Below are 17,507 nucleotides of genomic sequence, written 5' to 3'. Positions count from 1 at the left end.
GTAAGAATTCCTATCCGTTTAAATTATCCGACTTTGAATTTTTCCGGTCGGTACGAAATTTACCGGTTTTTTTATTTTTTCTGCCATTACGAGAAAAACCCAATGCTTCGCCGGTTTTGTTTTTAAGCGGTTTCTTTTTTTTCGAAGTTTTAATATTTTCGTTTAAGAGCGGCTCGGCGTCTATTTGTCCCAAAGTCCAAAAAATCGTTTGAGTAATTAAATCGATTTTTTCGATAAATACTTCTGCCGATTGTCCGATAAGAGCCGTTTTTTCGGGAGCATCTTGTTTTTTGGAAGCGATATTTCTCAGATTTTCGGGTAGATCGATTAAAGGTATCATATCTTCCTGATATAATTCGGGTGCTACGAAAACGAGTCCTTCGGGTTTTAAATCGATAATGATAATTTTATAAGGTCCTGCGCGTTTACCGGCTATTTGACGGTTTAGGAGTCTTAATTTTTTAATTTTACAAAAACCGAATTCGGCTTTTGCGGAAACTCTTTCTTGTAAGGAGCAGGTTTTTACGATATCTTCCAATGTTTCTTGATCTACGGATTTTTCATCGAAGAGAAGTCGATGCACGATAAGATCCGAATATCTTCGAATAGGGCTTGTAAAATGCGTATAGTCCGTCAATTTTAAACCGTAATGTCCTTTATTATCGGTCGAATAAGACGCCGTTTTCATGCTTCTTACGAAATGAGAATGTATGAAAGGCCCTAAAGGATGTTTTTCTACTCCGTGCAACAGCAATTGATAATCGAACTCTTGAGTAGCATTTAGGGTTAATGAGAATCCCAAGGAAGTAATGAGTCTGCGAAAATTACTCAATCCGTTCGGTTCGGGTTCTTCATGAACCCGAAAAGGAATAGGAATACCGCGTCCGTTTAAATGAGAGGCAATGACTTCATTGGCTTTCAACATGAATTCTTCTATTAACCCGTGTGAAGCGGTTTGTTTATTCGGTACTAAAGCTATAGCTTCTTTTTTTCCGTTCAATTTAAGAGAAAAGGAGGGTAGGGTAAATCTGATACAGCCTCGTTCTTCTCTAACCGAACGTAGTTTTTGACTTAATTCGAACATGGCGAGAACTTCTTGAGCGGCCTTATGCGTTGATTTTTTTTCGATGATAGCATCGACTTCATCGTAAGTCATTCGATACTTGCTTTTAATAATGCTTCTATGAAACTCATATCCCATCGGGTGCGCGTTTGCGTTCAAAATCATGAATACGGAAACGGCCAATCGATCGACTCCAGGTTTCAGACTGCACAAATTATCGGATAATTTATGCGGAAGCATCGGGATGACTTTATCGGGGAAATAGGTGGAATTGCCGCGGCTTCTTGCTTCCGAATCCAGAAAGGAGTTCATTTTTACATAATGAGAAACATCTGCGATATGGACTCCCAGTATATAATTATCGTTAGCGTCTTTTTCCAAAGAGACGGCATCATCAAAATCTTTTGCTGAAGCCGAATCGATGGTGAAACACAGTAATTTCCTAAGATCCTTACGAGATTCCGTTTGTAACGAGATGCAGGATTCGGAAAAATTCAGGGTTTCTTTCAGTACTTCTTCAGGAAATTCTTCTTTTAATTTGAATTCTTCTTTAATGATTGAGAAGTCGTGTATAGGTTCGTCAATATTTCCGATGAAAGATTTCATGAAGAACGAACGTTGTTTAGGAGGTTTTTGAGTCCATTCCGGAAGATGGATTAGAATTTGGTCGCCTTGACGATAGGTTCGTCCCTTTTCCAGATCGATGGGATACGTTTTCCTTAAGCTAAGTGCAGGTATGTAACAAGAGGCTTTTAAAGGACCAAAAATTTCCGTAATAGTAGCAACGGTTTGATTTCTGGAAGAACTGACGACTTTACTTATGCTTCCTTTCAATCGCATAGGTGCAGTGACGTTTTCCGGTAGCACTACGACAACTTCCACCAAATCTCCGTCCATGGCTCCTTTTAAATTTCTTTCAGGAATGAAAATGTCGCAATTAATCTCGGAAGCTTTCTCGGGATGAAGGAATCCGAAACCTCGTCGGGTATTGATGATCAAAATTCCCCTGACTATTATGCGATTTTTTTTCTGAGATGATTTTGCTCTCTTCCTATAACCGACTGCATGTTTTTTATTTGTGCGGGCCAATTGTCTGCTCCGATTTTAAACAGTGTAAAGAAGGAGTATCGGGATATCGGTTTTCTTCGAAAAGAAAAAAAACTCCCTTCATTGAAGAGAGTTTTTTTTAGAGGGATGTGATCTATTCGTTAGGTTTATCCTTTTTATCCACAATTTCAACCTCGGCATCTTCAACGACTGTTTCTGAAGAATCGCTTCCTGATGATTTATTAGGAGGAGTCGTGCTGAAACTATGTTTTTTCAGATCTTCCGTATTCGGAGTAGGTCCCGCAGAAGGTTGAGCATTTTGTGCGCTCATGGATTCACCGATTTTTTGCATATGAGTATTCAACTCATCCGAAGCTTGTTTGATTTGGGTCGCAGAGCCTTCTTTAACGGCTTCTTTGACCTTATCGGCTTTTTCCTGGATTTCCTTAGCTAATTCTTCTGGAATTTTGTCTTTATAATCCCTCAGAGCCTTTTCTGCCCGGAAAACCAAGCTGTCGGCTTCATTTTTGACTTCGCTTTCTTCTTTACGTTTTTTGTCTTCTTCCTTGTTAGCCTCGGCTTCATTGATCATACGTTGTATTTCGTCATCCTTAAGCCCCGAACTGGCTTCGATTCGAATTTTTTGCTCCTTACCGGTAGCAACGTCTTTAGCGGAAACATGTAAAATCCCATTGGCGTCGACGTCAAAACAGACCTCGATTTGCGGATGTCCTCTAGGAGCCGGAGGAATGTCCGTTAAATCGAAACGTCCGATTTCCTTGTTGTCTTTTGCCATAGGTCTTTCTCCTTGAAGGACGACAATGGTCACTGCAGGTTGATTGTCCGCAGCCGTAGAAAAAATTTGTTTTTTCTGTGTCGGAATAGTCGTGTTTCTTTCGACTAAAGGCGTCATTACGCCTCCAAGAGTTTCAATGCCGAGAGATAGAGGAATAACGTCGAGAAGTAGAACGTCTTTGACTTCTCCTCCTAAAACCCCCCCTTGAATGGCAGCACCGACGGCAACGACTTCATCGGGGTTTACGCCTTGATTAGGATCTTTTTTAAATATCTCTTTGACTATAGCTTGTACCGCAGGCATACGAGACATACCGCCGACTAATAAGACGTCATCGATTTTATCGGGAGAAAGATTAGCGTCCTTAAGAGCTTTTAAGCAAGGTTCCTTCGTCCTCTCGGTTAACGAATGCGTCAATTGCTCCAGTTGAGCTCGTGTAAGGGTCAAGGCAAGATGTTTAGGACCTGAGGCATCCATCGTGATGAACGGTTGGTTAATCTCGGTAGACTGTACGCCGGAAAGCTCAATTTTGGCTTTTTCAGCGGCATCTTTTAATCTTTGAAGAGCCATATTATCTTTGCTTAAATCGATATTGTGTTCTTTTTTAAATTCATCGACCATCCAAAGGATAATGGATTCATCCCAGTCATCTCCTCCGAGGTGGGTGTCTCCGTTCGTCGACAGTACTTCGAAAACGCCGTCTCCGATTTCCAAAATTGAAATATCGAAAGTTCCTCCTCCAAGGTCAAAGACCGCAATTTTCCTATCGCTGGTTTTATTTATGCCGTAAGCAAGAGCTGCCGCGGTCGGTTCCGGAATGATTCTGAGAACTTCCAATCCGGCAATTTTTCCCGCATCTTTAGTCGAAGCTCTTTGTGCATCGTTAAAATAGGCAGGAACCGTGATAACGGCTTGCGTTACGGGCTCTCCGAGATAAGTTTCAGCCGTTTCTTTCATTTTTATAAGAATCTGAGCTCCGATTTCTTCGGGAGTATAAATTTTGCCGTCGACATCAAAGGCCACGTCGTCGTTGGTTCCGGATACCACTTTATAAGGAACGGTTTGGATTTCCGAAGAAACTTCATTGAATTTTCTACCGATGAAACGTTTGGTTGAAGCGAGCGTTTTTGAGGGGTTCGTCACGGCTTGTCTTTTAGCCGGGATACCGACTAAACGTTCGTTGCCCTTAAAGGCTACGATCGAAGGAGTCGTTCTGCTTCCTTCGGCAGAAGTAATGACTTTAGCCTGGCCTCCTTCCATTATGGACACACAGGAATTCGTCGTTCCTAAATCTATACCTATGATTTTGCTATGCTTTTTCTCTGACATTTTTTTACCTTAAATATGATTTGTATTTTTTAATTGTTTGTATCTACTTTTAAAGTTTTGGCGACTTTTACCCGAGCAACTCGGATTGGCTTATTATCCGCTTTGTATCCTTTAGACAGTTCTTCAACGACCGTTCCGTCAGGATAGTCGTCCGTTTCGATAATCTCTATCGCTTCATGAAGAAACGGATCGAATATTTTTCCTGCCGAAGTATATTCGGTAATTCCATGATCGGTAAGAATCTGTTTGAATTGATTTAGGATCATTTCAAAACCTAAAGCCCAATTTTTCACTTCGTCCGAAGAATCTTTAGCAAATTTTAAAGCATTCTCCATGTTTTCTATAGGAGTGAGAATTTCTACTAAAATATTTTCGACTGCAAGTCTTAAAAGATCCTGTCGTTCTTTATAAATACGTTTTCTAGCATTTTCCGCTTCGGCTAAAGCCATGAGATATTGATCATTTTTTTTCTTAAGCTCTTGTTTCAGACGTTCATTTTCTTCTGCAAGAGACTCTTCAACTTCCGTTTCGTTTCGTTCGTCTTCGGGAAGACTTTCATTTTCTTGTTTTTCTTCTTGATTATCCGTCATTATGACTCCTTAGAGGGTAATAGTTTAATCGAAGAATGATCCAAAAACATTCTTTCCATGTCTTGTAATTCTTCGAGAACAGTTTTCGGCTGTCTGAAAGATAATTTAAATTTAAAAAGACTTTCGGTCAGATTACTCCTCAGTTTTTCGCCAAAAAATGTTACTAGTTTCAATATTTTTCTGTAAGGTATTCTGGAGGGGCCTAAGATTCCGAATGCACCTAAAGGCGTGCGATTAATGAAATAAGGCATCATGACTACCGTATGTTTTTCGTAGAGACCGATATCGAAAAAACGAGAGAGTTCTTTTCCTAAGAAAGCCGTCGGCTGCTTACAAGTCATTCCGTAAAGCAATAACTTCTTCATATGAAGACTGTTTTCGAAAAGCATAAGACCGCTCGATAACATTTCAGGATCTTTAAATTCGTTATAGTGAAGTAATTTCGAGAATCCCGTTTGATGAATATCCATGTCCGTAAGGTTGACGTATCTCGTCAAATAACGAACAATAGATTCGTTATAAATGTCTTGCCCGAGAAATTGTTCTTCAGAAGTAAGCGATTCCGGAAAAGACTGATTTTTCAACTTGGATTTTATGAAACTCTCCACTCGTTTGGCACTAAATGCGGACATTTTTTGTTTTACCCATATCGTTTCCGTAAAAATCTGACCAAATTCCGTCAAAATAACCACCAAAACTCTCTGTTCGTCAAGTACTAAGAGCTTTAAATCCGTAGCCGTATCATGATCGAATCGTGGGAAACTGAAGAAAACGGATAAATTTAATAACTCGCTTAAAAGTTCTCCCGATTTTTGAATATCCTTAATAATGTTTTTGTTGCAGGCCGGAAGAGAGTCTGCAATCAGGTCTTTTTCGTTTTTACTTAGAGGTTCCTGAAGCTTTTGGTAATAATCGAAATAGAATCTGAGAGCCTTGTCCGTAGGTAACCGTCCTCCGGAAGCATGGTTCTTTTTCAGAAAACCTGTCTTTTCAAGTTCAACACAATAGTTCCTTATCGTAGCCGAACTGATTTTATCCTGCTTTTCTCGTTTTAAAGTCCCCGAACCGATAGGAGTGCCGGAATCAAGATATAACTCGACTAAATTCAAAATTATCTTTGAGAACTTAGCCTCTTTCTGAGTTTTTTTGATCATTCCTTAACGGTTGCTCCAGTTAATTTTACGGGAATTATAATCAAAACGTTAGAGCGAGTCAATATTTTTTAGCAGTCCGAAATCTAATCTGCTATTTTTCGGAATAAGTTTAAGGAGTTAAGATGTGAATCACACCAATTCAGAAAACTTTCGGGAGCAACTTCAAATTTTTCTCCCGTCCTTGATTCAATTTCGAATTTTCCGGAATTCAAGAATTCCTTACCGATAATTATCTTATAAGGTATCCCTATAAGATCACTGTCTTTTAATTTAAAACCGAGTCGTTCGTCTCGATCGTCGAAAAGGGGATCATAACCGTGATCGGTCAAAAGACGGTAAAGTTTTTCGGCTTCTTCGATCAAAGTCGATTCGACTTTAGCAACGATGACGGTAATTTTGAAAGGTGCCACTTCAAGGGGCCACACGATGCCTTTCTCATCGTGTTTCTGTTCTACGCAAGCGGCTAAGGTCCGGCCGATTCCTATTCCGTAAGTCCCCATCCAACAAATTTTATCCGTACCTTTCCTGTCTTGGAATGTCACATTGAAAATTTGCGTATAACGTAATCCGAGATTGAAGATATGAGCCACCTCTACACCTCTTTTAATTGCATACGGAGTCCCGGGATTCGAAGGACAGACGTCGCCTTCTTCCACAAGCAAAAAATCATAACGCGTAGGAGACGAAATATCTCGGTCCCAATTGACATTGACGTAATGGACGTCTTCTTTATTACCCGCACAAATGAATCCGGTCATGGCTTCGGTAGATAGATCGGCAACGAAGGTAATGGGGCAATTCAAAGGACCTATGAATCCCGGACCGACTCCAAGAAGTTCGATAATTTCTTCTTCCGATGCCGGAGCGATATCTGTGGCACCTAAGCAGGTCTTGATTTTCGTCGTGTTTAGTTGACGATCTCCGCGAATTCCTACAGCGATGAAGTCGAAACCGTTTGTGCAAGTTAATTTGTATACAAAGGTTTTTAAAATCAACTGTTCGGGAACATTCAGAAACTCGGACAAACTTTTTATCGTTTTAATTCCGGGCGTTTTGACTTCGGTGACCGGATCCGGACATTTTCGGTAATTGAAATGAGGAGGAACCGTTTTGGCTGTCTCGATATTGGAACCGTAATCGTCGCTGACGCAAACGGCATCTTCTCCGATATCGCACAATACCTGAAATTCTTCCGATTTGCCTTTACCGATTTTTCCTCCATCAGCATCGACGATGACGAATTCCAATTCCAATCTTCGAAAAATATTCGAGTAAGCGCCTCTAAGTTTAAGGTATTGCTCCTGCATTTGCTCTTCCGATTCCGAAAAGGTGTAACTGTCTTCCATGAGAAGTTCTTTCGTTCTCATCAATCCGAAGCGAGGACGAATTTCGTCTCGAAACTTAGCGGCAATCTGATATAAATGGAGAGGGAGTTGCTTATGGTTTTTCAAACGTTCGGCTACCAATCCACAAACGGCCTCCTCATGAGTGGGGGCTATGCAAAAGAATTTGTCTTCACGATCTTTTAGTGTATACAAAAGCTTTTCGGATAGAAATTCTTCCCATCTGCCTGTAGTTTTCCAAATTTCGGCGGGTTGCAGTAAAGGCAACATTAATTCCTGTCCGCCGATTTTATTAAGTTCTTGTCTGACGATGCCGCAAAAATTCGAAACGACGCGATACATAAGGGGGGTATAGGTAAAAATGCCTTTACTTAATTTGGATAAATAACCTGCCTGTTCGAGCAGTTCATAGGAAGCGACGTATTGTTTTTTACTATTCGAATTTTTTACGGTTTTAAAAAAGAGCTGGGATGTACGCATAAATCGTAATTTTGAACTCCATATTTTTGTAGGGGAAGACTTTCGTTCCCGGCAATCGAGAAGCAATAGCTTAAACTACCACATGACATGATCTGACGGTAAAATACTCCGGTTTATCGTTTTTCGGAAGAAGTATTTTTGACTGCGAATCCGAAGTTATGTTTCGGGTATTCAAACAGCTTGGTCAAATTGGATTTGTGACGGCTTTTTGTGAAAGATTTTTCGTTTTTATAAGAATATGAAATATGGTTTATTTTATTTTGTTGTTTTTTTAGATTTTTTTTCTATAGTCTGGGCTTGTGGTGTTTTGTAGGACTGGAATGGTGTTTATGAAGAGATTGTTTTTATTGCCTTTTTTAGGATTGTTGTTATTTAGCGGTACCGAAATTGAAGCTAAGTTGACGCGTCATTCTTTTTCTCAGAGTTGTGCGGGTAATTTGGAAAGCGTGACGGGAGCTCCTTCGGAGGAACTGTTGCATCTGCTATCTTTAACAGGAATCAAGCATTCGAAATCTTGGGAAGGAATCGTTCAAGCAACATCGGTTTGGCGGATCAGCGAACAGGATAAATCGGAAGGGTTAAAAGCTTCGTCCATTCCCGTTAGCGATCTTCAGGCTTTTTATAATGATATGTCTTTGTTGGGGATGACCCAACTGGAAGCTCCTTATGCGGCCAATTATGATTATGCCGTTATTCCGGGAGCCATTTTATCGGTTATGCGACAAAGATTGCGATTTCTGATTAATGAATGGGAAAGAGGCGTTCGTGTAGATCATATCATTTTCGTGACGCGAGACAGGCCTCTTTACAAAGGAAGCGAAGATCCTGAGAAATTCGTGAATCCTAAATACAATCAACATCCGATTAAAGAGGGATGGGATCAAACACAGGATGTTTTCAAAATCCAAAACGAAAACGATATCGCTCCGTTTATTTGGGGACAAATGAAATTGCCTAAGGAATGGACTGACGGTACGGTCAAAGTCTCTTTCATAACCGTTGATGACTGTAAAAATCCCGATTCGAGGTGCAAATACGAAGCTTTTAAACACTGGCTTCATAACGAACATCCTGGAGAAAAATCAAAAGTTTTATTTGTCAGCAGTCAACCTTTCGTTCGTTTAGACGATTGTCGTATTCTTAAGACCTTTAGAAACGATAAAAAAGTCGAATATGACGTTGCCGGGCCTGGGTTTGCGTTGTTTACTCTGGAACAACCTTGGGGTGTTAGAGTTTGCCTAGATGTGTTGGCTTCCTGGATGTCCGAATCCAAAAGTAAAGGTAAGATAGCTTCCTTCTTTTAAGGTTTATGACTGTGACTTTAAGAATCAAGGTCACTCCTCGTGCTAAAACATGCGGAGTGTTTTTTGACGGTGAAAACGTTTCCGTCCGTATTTCGGAAGCACCGGAAAAAGGGAGAGCGAACGATGCCGTCATTGCCGTGCTTGCTGAGGTTCTGCACCTGCCTAAGAGAGAGATAGTAATCGTTTCGGGACATTGTTCTCGTATTAAGACAATTTTGGTTCCGAAACAAGCTCTAATCGTTCTTAACCAACTGAAAAAATTGTGACTATTTCGGCCGATCCTTGATTTTCTCGTAAAGACTTTCATTCCAACTGTCTTTCTGTAATTTCAAAACATCGATATCAAATGATTTTGCGATATCCATCAGTTTTTTTTCCTTTCCGGATGAAATAAAAGGAGTTCGGGCCAATATCCGTATATATTTCTTATTCGGACTGCAGACAATGGCTTCCGTATAGTCGGGACTGACATAATAAATAACGTAGTTGTATCGTTGGGTAAGACCTTTTAATGTGCCGAAAAATCCGATATTGACGGCTAGTCTTCTGTTATATCCATGGTCGTAAACTCTTCCTATGCTATTGACTTCTGGAAAATCTTGTTTGGACGTTATGCAGGTATCGGTTATTTTTAGATAGGGAACCCCATTTTTATTATGACATAAGCGATATTCGATAGCAGAAGCTATACAGGGTTTTTGAAAACGCGTTGGATCTCCGGCAACTTGAAACCAAAGACCTTGGTAGGACTCCAAATTAACGGGAGGGTCGTACGGGGCATTGTCTTTTTGTTGAGTCGAAAAAAAGCAGGAACAAAGAAGGGTAGCGGCACCGATCATTGCGACAAGTGCGGTTTTTTTCATAATGACCTTATTATTTTTACGGAATAAAATTAATCGGATCATATCTTAAGAATTAATTTTAAAAACTGTTTTTTTAATAAAAATTTTATTAAGAATATTTTCCGTTACGGATAAAGATTTCGGGTTTCATTGTCAATTTCTCATCATTCCGGTACTTTTATCCTTTATCTTGCGGACTCATATGTATGAGAAGAAATTCATATTTCGATAAGTTGTCGACCGATTATTTTTTCAGGAGAATATCTACATCTCTTCGATTTTTTAAAAAGAATAATCCCGACATTTCGATAATCGATCTTTCGATAGGAAATCCTAAGGAATTTCCGACTTCTTTTGTCATCGATTCCATATGCGAACATGTTAGGGATCGAAGTGCTTCCGCCGCCATAATCGGTTACGGACCCGAAGAAGGACATGATTTTTTAAGAAGAAAAATTGCCGATTACATTTATACCGGGTCGGTAGGTCATCAGGATATTTTCGTGTCTGACGGAGCTAAATGTGATATTGCCAGAATGCAATTGTTGTTCGGTCCCGGAAGAACCATTGTTTTATCGGATCCCTGTTATCCGGTTTATCGGGATATCGCTCTTATAGGGGGGTCCAATATCATAACCTTACCCTGTTTGAAAGAAAATAATTTTATACCGGAGATTGAAGAGCTAACCGGTTCCGATTACATTTTTTATATTTGCTCCCCGAATAATCCTATAGGCAATGTTTGGGATTATGAAAATTTACGTAAGACGGTCGATTTTGCCGTTCGTACGCATTCCTTTATTATTTTCGATGCTGTTTATTCGCAATTTATTGATTCTCCAGATCTTCCGACATCCATTTACCGAATAGAAGGAGCCGAACGGGTGGCTATTGAGCTTAATTCGTTTTCGAAAAATGCCGGATTTGCGGGCATCCGTTTAGGTTGGTCTGTTGTTCCTTCGACATTGCGATACCGTACCGGAGAATCGGTAAGAGACGATTGGATTCGATTGCTCGGTTCGGGTTTTAACGGTGCTTCCGTAATTTCGCAGATCGGAGGCAGTGCTTATTTCGATGAGGATAAGACCGTTCGTACTGCAGCCGTAAAAATGTATCGGGAGAATGCAAGGATTTTGAAAAAAGCGTTTGAATCAATAGGTTATAATGTATTCGGAGGAGATCACGCTCCTTATTTATGGATAGAATATCGTGATTCTCATGACATTTTCGATTATTTTCTGAAAGAATACGGAATTACCGTTACTCCGGGAGAAGGCTTTGGTGTGATGGGACGAGGGTTTTTTAGAGTCTCCGCTTTCGTTTCTCGAAAGGAAGTTGAAACGGTTGTTTCGAGACTTACGGAATCTGCTCTTATGAGTTGTTAGCTGTTTCAAGATCGTTTACGAATCGAAAAATGAGCTTATTTTTGGGTATATATGAATAAAATTAAGAGAATTCTCAATCTTTTCTTTATTTTCGGATTAGGTGCGATTTGTATTATGATCCTGCTTGCTTCTTCCGAAAGATTCAAAAGGGAAAAACCTGTATCGATCGGAATTTTTCTTTCGTTTTCACATCCTGCTTTCGAAGAATGCAGTCAAAGTTTTCAAAAGGCATTGCATACGAATAATGAAAATATTCGCTTCGTTATTCTGAATGCGGATTATTCCGTATCCAAGGCGAGACAATTCGCGCGTCGTTTGTATCAGGATACCTCCGTACGGGGAATTTTTACTATAGGTGCTTTATCGACTAAGGTGATGTCTCAGATGGAAGAAAAAAAACCTCTGGTTTTTTCCGGTGTGCATGATGCGGAGGCTCTTGCTTTTTATAAAAGAAATACGAATATCCATGGGATCGAAGATCGTCTTGACGTTGATCAAATATTTTTTGCCGTCAAATCTCTTAATGCTTCACCGAAATCGGTAGTTTATCTGCAGGCAGCCGGAGAAACATTTTCTCATATTTTGATAAGAGATATTAAAAAGAAATTTCTGTCTTCCGGGATCGAACTTTTTGAAGAGATCCTGTCCCAAGGAAATATTAAAATGAGAGTCAAACAAATCTTGGATAGAAATCCTTCCATTATTTTCTTGCCGCTCGATCCTTTGGTAAGAAAGAATATTTCTTTCATCACCGAAGAAGCTTTTAAAGCTGGGGTTCCTTTAGTAACCGGAGATTTTTCTTTAGTGGATCAAGGAGTCTGTGCCGTTTGTAACGTCGATTATAAAAAAGCAGGAGCACAGGCTGCATTGATGATGGATTTATTATTGAAAGGCGAATGCTCTTCGGATGAGATTAAGAAAATTTCTTTGGAACCGCTTCCTCAATTCATTACCTTCAATGACGACCGTATTAAAGAATTGGGATTGACTTTGAATAAAGCTGATAAACAGAAGATTCGGTCCGTTTCTTTCAGAAATGAAAAATCCAATCAAACGACAATTTCTTAATGGCGGATTAACGGATCATCGATTGCTTATTTTACGATTCGCAAAAAGTCTAGTATTGTCATTTGCCGTCGTTTTGATTAAATGACCGGTAAAAAATGGTTGTTCTTCTTATTGTGTCGATAGAGGTCTCCGTTTATAAAAAGCTGTTATAATTTTTAATATGTTTTATTTGAGAAGGTGTCTTTTCATTTGTCTTTCGGTTTTGATCGGGGTAAGTCGTCTTACCGATCTCGAAGCTACGGGAGATTTTATTGATTTTTGTTTTGAATGCATCAAGGAAGAAGACGATTTCGTGCGCGTAGATCATATTCCGGATAGAGTATCTTGCAATGAAGACGATACCTATCTTACGGGATATGTACAATCGTTGCTTGATATGCATTATTGCGATTTCAGAACAATCGTCGTCGTCTTGGAAAAGAAAGCCTATTTATTCAATCTTCCGAAAGATACGCGTTCGTCTCTGGACGTCGTGAATTTTGTTAGGGAGTTACCTTTTATTTCCGAAGTGATTTGCGAAATAAGTTCTTATGAAAATTTTATTAAAACACAACCCGATTTTGTTAAAACGAGACCCGATTTGAAATCACCCGAATCGATGTGCACTTGTCAACAATCCTTTAAACCTTCTTTTCCTTTCTGTTGTTGTAAAAAAGGCATTTGGTTTCCTCAAAATACCGTATTATTCGCGCCTTTGGTTGCCGACCCTCACCAGGTAACCAACGGTGCTTGTTTGAGATTTGATGATGAGGCAATCGGAAATCATGTCGGGGCTACTTTCTTCGGAGGGGATTTTATTTTTCTCAGAGTCATGAATGTCGGTCATTGGAAAGGTGATATGGATTTCGGAATCCAAGCCGGTATTTTTTCCGTATTTGATTTGGACCATCCGGAAGGTTGTTTGGTCAATTCGGATTTTTTTGTTTCTTTTCTCAGCAGTTATGCAATCAATAAATGGAGCTGGCGTTTTCGTTTATGGCATCTGTCTTCTCATTTGGGAGATGAATTTATTGTAGCGAATCCCGGGTTCCCTCGTTTAAATCCAAGCGATGAAGGGGTTGATGCTTTCGTGTCTTATCGCATAAACCGCTGTTTGAGATTGTATGGTGGATTAGGGTATATTTTCAGTAGAGACCGGACTTTTCCCGAACAACCCTTTTATTTCGAACTTGGCTCTGAATTGCGTCCTTTCGGTTTGCGTGATAAAGAGAAAAATCTTTATGCTCAACCTATTTTTGCCATGCATCTGAGATTTTGGGAAGAGCAGAATTTCGTTTCGGATCAAACATATATTTTGGGTATGGAGTGGGGACGTTTTATGGATGTGGGACGTATGATCAGAGCTTTTTTCGAGTATCATCACGGATTTTCGAAAGAAGGTCAATTCATTAGAGACCGATCGAGTTATTATGGGTTTAAGGTGACTTACGGTTTTTAATTTTCGCAAATAACGAAGCCTTCGGGATATACGGGACCTTTAGGACCTATAAGCAATCGGTTTTGAAAGAACTTTTCGTAAACGGCGAATGCTTGGTCTGCGTTTTCGGCACAGTAAAAACAATTACTGATCCACTCGGAACCTTTAATGGTGCCGTTTCTGCGATTACAGTCGAAACGAGAAGAAATTTTTTCTCGCCAGTAAGCAGGGCTTCCCATCAATATTATAGGGACGTGACTTCGTCGTCCCACTTTTAAACTGACTTCTTCTAAAGACAACTCGAAATCGGAACCGATGCCTCCCATTACGAATATAGGAAAATCCAAGCAAAAATGGTCTTGTCTTTCAATTAAACTATCAAGACGATAAGACATACGGGCTTCGATAAAAGCATTGGGCTTCTGAAGAACTGTAAGAACATGGTGCGATTGTTCGAAATCCACGAGATTGGCACAGGATAAGATGCCTAATTTTTTGGCTATCTTATTACCTACTTCCATAGCTCCGGTTCCTCCTCCCGTTACAATAGCCATAGGCGTGTCGGCATTAAAGGCGGGAGTACGGAATGAAGATTTTGTTTTTTGCAACTTATCGAAGAGTTTAAGGATTTCGTTTTCGAAATCCGGAGTGACCAAATTGGAGCCGTAAATACCGAAAAATCGTGCTTTTTTGAATTCTTCAATCCGATTTAAAGGCACGAACATTCCGGCTTGCGTATCCGGGCGTTTAATGTATCTTAAGATACGATTTTCTTCCGTATTGACCCAGTAGACGGGAATACCGAACGTAAAAAGGTCGTTAAGTAAAGATCGATCTCTTTGTGAAAAGAAGTTCCCGTGCGTACACGAAGGCGTTCGGAAATAAATTTGCATGAGACAGAGTTGAACGTAATGTGAAAGCAACATGCCTTTCAGAAGTGTCGACGGAAAATATTTAGTCAGAAGGATGCCTTGACTATTAATAAGACCTTGTTCCATGGCTTCCAGAAACGGATAACAGGGCTGACATTTAATATAATCCTCAATAGCTTTAGGATTATTGTCGGTATAAAGATGTTTATTGAGATTCCGGTAGTCCGTTATCGGAGATTCAATCCATCGATCGGGGGTGAGTTCTTCAAGTTGAGAACCTTTAACGATGAAAGTAGCGGCTTTGTTGTTGTTGTCGGGAATTTTTTTAAAAATATTCAATAAGGTTTTAGGATCATCCAATTTTTCTTTCAATAAATCCCTGTAGTTGAAGAAGACGTGTTCTCGATACGGTTCTATGGTATAAAATTCCAAAGGAACGTAATCGATTTCTTCGACGGAAGAACCGAAAAATTCATAGATTTCTCCCGAATTTTCAGTATCCGGCTGCAGAATGTCGGCAGAGGTATGACGGATTCCTTTGGGAAGAAGATCGGAAGCTACTCTTCCGAAAACCGTACGAATATGAAGAGGAAGAGATTCCAAAAGCAAAATGTCCCGGTCTTCGGGTGTCCTGGGATTTAAAGGATGACGTTTGCGATAGAGTTTAAGAAATTTTCTGACGGAGAGATTTTTTTTGAGAGCTAGGTTCAGAAAAGGAATGAATCCGAAAATTTCCGTTTTGTATTTTAAAATTCCTTTTTTGAAGTGGACATGTGCAATCAAGCGGCCGTCAATAATGGAGAATTCCGTTGCGGGTACGTTACGGGATTGCATGCCCAATTTCAAAAGAGGTTTTTTGTTTCTATCGACATGTTTTAACATTCTTTCCAGATAATAGGTCGTTAAAACTTTTCTTCGAGGATCGGCACAGAACAGTTTGCCCAAGTAAGTGCCCTTATCGAGAAGGGATAACATATGATTTGCCGGCTCTCCGTAAGCCGTCAATAAAATTTTTGCATCAAATCTCCGTCTTTGCGAATCGACCTCCAATTCGATGATGGTTCCGTCCATACCGATCTGAGCTAACGAACTCTTAATGTTGAAATAGGTGTTTTCAATATTGTTAAATCCCAAAAAATTTTCGGAAACATCGGTGCCGGTCACTATTCCGATTTTGGAGTTTTTGGAAATGAATTCTAGATCCGATGAAAGATATCCGTCAGGGGTTATCGCATCATGGAAAGGGGAGAATAAATCGTATGTCAAAAGATACCCATTAATTTTACTTTCGGTTGCCATTATATTTTTTAAGGGAAAATATTAAAGATATCGTTTACATTTTCATATTCTTAATTTTTCTCCATTGAGAATTATTTTTAACCGACTAAAATGGAGGGTTCTTTAATTAAGGGTGAAATGACATGATTCGTAAAAAGAGTATTGGAATTCATGACGGTTCTTTTCATGCCGATGAGGTAACGGCATGTGCGTTATTGTTACTCTACGATCTCATCGATGAAGACAAGATCATACGTACCAGAGATCCTCTGATTTTATCCGAATGCGAATATGTATGCGATGTCGGAGGAGTGTATGATGTCGGGATCAAACGTTTCGACCATCATCAGTCCGATTATAAAGGAGAGGCAAGTAGCGCCGGAATGATCTTGGATTATTTGAAAATGAAAGGTTATTTATCTGCCGAGGAACATGTTTTTCTGAATTCAATTCTGATTCACGGAATCGACGAACAGGATAACGGAAGGGTGTTCTCTGCCGACGGCTATTGTTCTTTTTCGGACATCATTAAGATTTACAATTTCTGTGATGAAGATAATCCATCCATGACCGCTTTTTATACGGCCTTACATTTTACATTGGATCTTTTAAAGCGACTTCGCGATAAATTCGCATACATGACTTCTTGTAAACGAAAGATTCAGGAAGTCATGAACCAATCTTCGATTTACTTGACTTTCGACAATCCTCTGCCTTGGCTGGACAATTTTTTTTCCTTGGGAGGGGATAAACATCCTGCTCTTTTCGTCATTTTCCCTTCCGGTGGACAATGGATTTTAAGAGGCATACCTCCGAATAAAGATAGAAAAATGGATGTTCGTGTACCTTTTCCTAAAAGTTGGGCGGGTCTTTTAGGTAATGATTTAAAAAAGGTTTGTGGTATAGACGGAGCCGTTTTTTGTCATAAAGGACGTTTTATTTCGGTATGGCGTTCTTTTAAGGATTGTTTACAGGCATTGAAATCAACACTCAAAAGTAATGGGATAGATTATGGTGACGATCTTTGAAGAGATTATTAAAGGAAACATACCTTGTAATAAAGTTTTTGAGGACGATAGGTTTATCGTTATAGAAGATAAATTTCCGCAGGCTCCGGTTCATTTACTGATCATTCCGAAAAAACATTTCGAACGTCTTCACAATTTAAGTTTCGAGGATACGTCATTAATTTCCGAAGCCGTTCGGATAGCACAGCATTTAGCGGATTCCTTGGGCATATCCGACGGGTATAGAATCGTAATTAATAATGGCCCGGGAGCGGGACAAACCGTTTTTCACTTACATATTCATTTGCTGGGAGGAGAAAAGATGGGTCATGATTTTGCTTAGATATGTTTCCATTCGAATGCATTCCCGTTGGGAGTCGGTCGTTGTCTGATACCGAAGCGATTGCACTAAGATTTAAAATTCAGTCGATGGCTTACTCGATTTCCCTTAAGTTTCATTTTAAGGGGTAATATTTTGATATGACGACAAACGTTATTATTCATTAATAAAAGACTTCCGTTGATCCGGAAT

The 17,507-nt window shown here is 39.7% G+C and carries 14 protein-coding genes; 7 read left to right on the top strand and 7 right to left on the bottom strand.

Going from position 1 to position 17,507, the window contains the following annotated elements:
- Nucleotides 1-10 precede the first annotated feature (10 nt).
- The 5 genes from RSA43_02065 to RSA43_02045 all read right to left on the bottom strand — a co-directional run bounded on the left by RSA43_02065 (nt 11) and on the right by RSA43_02045 (nt 7,802).
- Nucleotides 11-2,152, bottom strand: a complete 2,142-nt coding sequence (locus RSA43_02065; protein MEG2496074.1) for a ribonuclease R — start codon at nt 2,150-2,152, stop codon at nt 11-13.
- A gap of 112 nt (nt 2,153-2,264) precedes the next feature.
- Nucleotides 2,265-4,235 carry a molecular chaperone DnaK gene (dnaK, locus tag RSA43_02060; protein ID MEG2496073.1) on the bottom strand — a complete coding sequence of 657 codons (1,971 nt, stop codon included), beginning with the start codon at nt 4,233-4,235 and terminating at the stop codon, nt 2,265-2,267.
- Nucleotides 4,236-4,264: 29 nt separating this feature from the next.
- A complete protein-coding gene (locus RSA43_02055) occupies nt 4,265-4,825 on the bottom strand; it encodes a nucleotide exchange factor GrpE (GenBank protein MEG2496072.1) in 561 nt (186 codons plus the stop codon).
- Nucleotides 4,825-5,979, bottom strand: coding sequence for a heat-inducible transcriptional repressor HrcA (hrcA, locus tag RSA43_02050; GenBank protein ID MEG2496071.1), 1,155 nt, complete (start codon nt 5,977-5,979; stop codon nt 4,825-4,827). The genes RSA43_02055 and hrcA overlap by 1 nt, the downstream gene beginning before the upstream one ends.
- Before the next feature lie 83 nt (nt 5,980-6,062).
- Nucleotides 6,063-7,802: a proline--tRNA ligase gene (locus RSA43_02045; GenBank protein MEG2496070.1), complete on the bottom strand. Its 1,740-nt coding sequence runs from the start codon at nt 7,800-7,802 to the stop codon at nt 6,063-6,065.
- 320 nt (nt 7,803-8,122) lie between these two features.
- Between RSA43_02045 and RSA43_02040 the strand changes: the two genes are divergently transcribed.
- Together RSA43_02040 and RSA43_02035 are read left to right on the top strand one after the other, a co-directional pair.
- Complete coding sequence (locus tag RSA43_02040; protein ID MEG2496069.1) at nt 8,123-9,106, top strand: hypothetical protein; 984 nt, start codon at nt 8,123-8,125, stop codon at nt 9,104-9,106.
- A gap of 11 nt (nt 9,107-9,117) precedes the next feature.
- Entirely contained in the window at nt 9,118-9,372 is a 255-nt protein-coding gene (locus tag RSA43_02035; GenBank protein MEG2496068.1) for a DUF167 family protein, read from the top strand.
- On the opposite strand, the gene RSA43_02030 is transcribed toward RSA43_02035, so the two are convergent.
- Nucleotides 9,373-9,969 carry a lipocalin family protein gene (locus tag RSA43_02030; GenBank protein MEG2496067.1) on the bottom strand — a complete coding sequence of 199 codons (597 nt, stop codon included), beginning with the start codon at nt 9,967-9,969 and terminating at the stop codon, nt 9,373-9,375.
- A gap of 185 nt (nt 9,970-10,154) precedes the next feature.
- Here RSA43_02030 and RSA43_02025 point away from each other — a divergent pair, with 185 nt between their 5' ends.
- The 3 genes from RSA43_02025 (at nt 10,155) to RSA43_02015 (ending at nt 13,839) form a co-directional block, all read left to right on the top strand.
- The gene (locus RSA43_02025) at nt 10,155-11,333 is read left to right on the top strand and encodes an LL-diaminopimelate aminotransferase (GenBank protein MEG2496066.1); all 1,179 of its coding nucleotides are present in this window, start codon (nt 10,155-10,157) and stop codon (nt 11,331-11,333) included.
- A gap of 51 nt (nt 11,334-11,384) precedes the next feature.
- Nucleotides 11,385-12,401 (top strand): ABC transporter substrate binding protein, encoded by a 1,017-nt coding sequence (locus tag RSA43_02020; protein ID MEG2496065.1) that lies wholly within the window; start codon nt 11,385-11,387, stop codon nt 12,399-12,401.
- 160 nt (nt 12,402-12,561) lie between these two features.
- The gene (locus RSA43_02015) at nt 12,562-13,839 is read left to right on the top strand and encodes a DUF1207 domain-containing protein (protein MEG2496064.1); all 1,278 of its coding nucleotides are present in this window, start codon (nt 12,562-12,564) and stop codon (nt 13,837-13,839) included.
- Here RSA43_02015 and RSA43_02010 read toward each other — a convergent pair.
- Nucleotides 13,836-15,989 (bottom strand): hypothetical protein, encoded by a 2,154-nt coding sequence (locus RSA43_02010; protein ID MEG2496063.1) that lies wholly within the window; start codon nt 15,987-15,989, stop codon nt 13,836-13,838. The genes RSA43_02015 and RSA43_02010 overlap by 4 nt on opposite strands.
- A 122-nt stretch (nt 15,990-16,111) precedes the next feature.
- Here RSA43_02010 and RSA43_02005 point away from each other — a divergent pair, with 122 nt between their 5' ends.
- Nucleotides 16,112-16,996, top strand: a complete 885-nt coding sequence (locus tag RSA43_02005; GenBank protein ID MEG2496062.1) for an MYG1 family protein — start codon at nt 16,112-16,114, stop codon at nt 16,994-16,996.
- Nucleotides 16,980-17,318, top strand: coding sequence for a histidine triad nucleotide-binding protein (locus tag RSA43_02000; GenBank protein MEG2496061.1), 339 nt, complete (start codon nt 16,980-16,982; stop codon nt 17,316-17,318). Before RSA43_02005 ends, RSA43_02000 begins: the two co-directional genes overlap by 17 nt.
- Nucleotides 17,319-17,507 lie beyond the last annotated feature (189 nt).

Source organism: Victivallaceae bacterium (genome assembly GCA_036659455.1).
In the GTDB taxonomy this organism is placed as follows: domain Bacteria; phylum Chlamydiota; class Chlamydiia; order Chlamydiales; family Chlamydiaceae; genus JAVXCN01.
This window is presented reverse-complemented; position numbering and strand designations above follow the sequence as displayed.

Bases quoted from the DNA above. Each gene is read 5' to 3' on its own strand.
- RSA43_02020 (MEG2496065.1), top strand. From the start codon at position 11,385: ATGAATAAAATTAAGAGAATTCTCAATCTTTTCTTTATTTTCGGATTA.
- RSA43_02055 (MEG2496072.1), bottom strand. From the start codon at position 4,825: ATGACGGATAATCAAGAAGAAAAACAAGAAAATGAAAGTCTTCCCGAA.
- RSA43_02015 (MEG2496064.1), top strand. From the start codon at position 12,562: ATGTTTTATTTGAGAAGGTGTCTTTTCATTTGTCTTTCGGTTTTGATC.
- RSA43_02010 (MEG2496063.1), bottom strand. From the start codon at position 15,989: ATGGCAACCGAAAGTAAAATTAATGGGTATCTTTTGACATACGATTTA.
- dnaK (MEG2496073.1), bottom strand. From the start codon at position 4,235: ATGTCAGAGAAAAAGCATAGCAAAATCATAGGTATAGATTTAGGAACG.
- RSA43_02025 (MEG2496066.1), top strand. From the start codon at position 10,155: ATGAGAAGAAATTCATATTTCGATAAGTTGTCGACCGATTATTTTTTC.
- RSA43_02000 (MEG2496061.1), top strand. From the start codon at position 16,980: ATGGTGACGATCTTTGAAGAGATTATTAAAGGAAACATACCTTGTAAT.
- RSA43_02040 (MEG2496069.1), top strand. From the start codon at position 8,123: ATGGTGTTTATGAAGAGATTGTTTTTATTGCCTTTTTTAGGATTGTTG.
- RSA43_02030 (MEG2496067.1), bottom strand. From the start codon at position 9,969: ATGAAAAAAACCGCACTTGTCGCAATGATCGGTGCCGCTACCCTTCTT.
- RSA43_02045 (MEG2496070.1), bottom strand. From the start codon at position 7,802: ATGCGTACATCCCAGCTCTTTTTTAAAACCGTAAAAAATTCGAATAGT.
- RSA43_02005 (MEG2496062.1), top strand. From the start codon at position 16,112: ATGATTCGTAAAAAGAGTATTGGAATTCATGACGGTTCTTTTCATGCC.
- hrcA (MEG2496071.1), bottom strand. From the start codon at position 5,979: ATGATCAAAAAAACTCAGAAAGAGGCTAAGTTCTCAAAGATAATTTTG.